Origin of the sequence: Paracoccus marcusii (assembly GCF_006151785.1) — a bacterium.
In the GTDB taxonomy this organism is placed as follows: domain Bacteria; phylum Pseudomonadota; class Alphaproteobacteria; order Rhodobacterales; family Rhodobacteraceae; genus Paracoccus; species Paracoccus marcusii.
Genome location: NZ_VDDD01000227.1, coordinates 1 through 2,120, shown reverse-complemented (window position 1 = coordinate 2,120; position 2,120 = coordinate 1). Strand labels below are relative to the sequence as shown.

Sequence of the window (2,120 nt, the reverse complement as noted above, 5' to 3'; positions counted from 1 at the left end):
TCTGCTCATGCATCACAGCTACCACGCTGGATTCACGAGATGAATCCCTGACGCGATTTGTGCAACAGAGCCGGTGGAACCCCCAAAACTTCATAGGCGGCGTGCCGCGAGTAACGTTCTCGTTCGTCATTGGCATTCTAATCTTACGATTTGCGCCAAAGGTGAAGCTTGGAAGCACTGTACCTCTGCTTTTGGCCTTGGCGATTATCCCCATATTGGCAGCTGGGCCGCGCAAATGGTGGATTGATTTTGGTGTCGTCACATTCGTTTTTCCCGCATTGGTGTATTATGCGGCATCTTGGCAGCCCACCGGCCCATTCAAGTCCGTTGCACAATGGCTTGGGCGAATTTCTTACCCGCTCTACATAATCCACATGCCCGCGCTGTACTTCGCGAGCACAGTGGTCGCCAAATGGGAACTATCCGGTGCTGATAAAGCAGTAGTGTTCGTCGCGACGGTGCTGGGCACCATCATCATTTCAGCACTACTGCCTCGTTTCTACGACGAACCAATACGCCGAGCGGCCAGCAAGATGATCAGTAGGAATACGGCGCGAAGCAAGCATGGAGCCAGCTCCGCCTTCTAACCACCGAGCAGTCCCTTAATTGTCAATATTAAGGGTTAATCTCTTCATATCTCCACTTTCTGCCCCGCCATCGTGCGGGGCTTTTTCATGTCCAAGCCCACGAGGAGGCAGCCATGCCGCACTTCCCCATCAAGTTCATAGCGCTGCACTATAGCGCGACCTATCCCGACCAGGATTACGGCGTGGCTGACATCCGCAAGATGCACCTCGCCCGCGGGTTCAACGATGTCGGCTATCACTACGTGCTCCGGCGCAGCGGGGCTGTCGAGAAGGGCCGCCCGGACACTGTCGTCGGCGCGCATGTCGCGGGCCACAACACAGGCAGCCTGGGCATTTGCTGCATCGGTGGCATCGAGCGGGCTACCGGCCCCAATGTAGGCGTCGACAACCGGACCGAGGCGCAGAAGGCCGCGACGGTGAAGCTGGTTCGCGAGCTGCTCGCCAAGCATCCCGGCGCCCAGGTCGTCGGCCATCGCGATCTGGCCCCGACCCAGTGCCCTGGCTTCGACGTGCGAAGCTGGTGGGCTGCGGCCAACGCACGGCCGCCGGTTGTGGACAGCATCCCGGCGAAGCCTCTGCCCTCCCCATCCACCCCCGTCGCCACCGGACCCGCCAAGAGCGCCATCTACATCCTCGCCGCGCTGGCTGCTGCCGCGCTGGCCTTCTTCGGAGTGAAATGACCATGAATCCGCTGATGCTCTTCAAGACCCTTCGCGATCTGTCGGCGCTAATTGAGCAGGCGAACCGTCTGGCCGGGCCGGACAAGCGCTGGTCGCTGGCCTTTACCAACCGCTCGTTCATCGTCGCCTGCGTCGCCTGCGTGGCCTTCGTGGCTGCGGCCGCGCTGATGATCGGCCTACCGTTTCCGATGCCGATCGATGTGACGGCGGAGACGGTCTATGCCGTCATCACCGTCGCAGGCCTGCTGTGGGCCGGCATCGAGCGCATGCTCGGCAAGACGAGAGCGGTCTGGAACAAGAAGCAGGCCGCTGAGGCAGTTGTGGAGGCCGATGCCCTGACCACAGCGCTTAACAAGGTGCCGGTACTGCGTGCGCAGCAGCCCCGCTGATGACGGCCGGGGTGGCGGCGCAGTTCGTCCGCCATCTCCCCGCCGGATCAGCTTCAAAACGGAGCACTTTTTCTATAAAAAAATTACCAAGTTTATATATCAAAAAAAATTTTATCTAATATTTATAATATCCTTATCTGTAATAGTTCTTATTTCACGCCTCATGTTTGTTAACTTGGCAATATCAATGAACACTTGATTGCACTGTTCGTAGTGATAGGCAACCACATCTAAAATATCTTGATTCTCTCCATTTGGTAAAGAAGCTAGGCGCGAATACCGATACAGTCCGAGGGTATGATCAGTTGAATCAATAAATCCGTTTTTTTCGCATGCGAGTGAACCGTACGGGCGCTTATGAACAAATTGGTTTCTTATCTCTCCAACTTCCGCTAGGGTCAGGATGCATTGATTTCGCGGGAACAGCATGATTCACGGCTTTGAAAACGGAGCGGTGACATGAG

Annotated in this window: 3 protein-coding genes; all 3 read left to right on the top strand. The window is 56.6% G+C overall.

Annotation, left to right across the window (positions count from 1 at the left end; genetic code table 11):
* A partial coding sequence (locus tag FHD68_RS18395; protein WP_139086550.1) for an acyltransferase family protein occupies positions 1–587 on the top strand: 587 nt, incomplete at its 5' end.
* A gap of 113 nt (positions 588–700) precedes the next feature.
* On the top strand, positions 701–1,267 hold the full coding sequence (locus FHD68_RS18390) for an N-acetylmuramoyl-L-alanine amidase (RefSeq protein WP_139086548.1): 567 nt from the start codon (positions 701–703) through the stop codon (positions 1,265–1,267).
* The gene (locus FHD68_RS18385) at positions 1,264–1,656 is read left to right on the top strand and encodes a hypothetical protein (RefSeq protein ID WP_139086546.1); all 393 of its coding nucleotides are present in this window, start codon (positions 1,264–1,266) and stop codon (positions 1,654–1,656) included. Before FHD68_RS18390 ends, FHD68_RS18385 begins: the two co-directional genes overlap by 4 nt.
* Positions 1,657–2,120 lie beyond the last annotated feature (464 nt).

Excerpts from the sequence above, each read along its gene's own strand:
- FHD68_RS18385 (WP_139086546.1), top strand. The coding sequence starts at position 1,264 with ATGACCATGAATCCGCTGATGCTCTTCAAGACCCTTCGCGATCTGTCG.
- FHD68_RS18390 (WP_139086548.1), top strand. The coding sequence starts at position 701 with ATGCCGCACTTCCCCATCAAGTTCATAGCGCTGCACTATAGCGCGACC.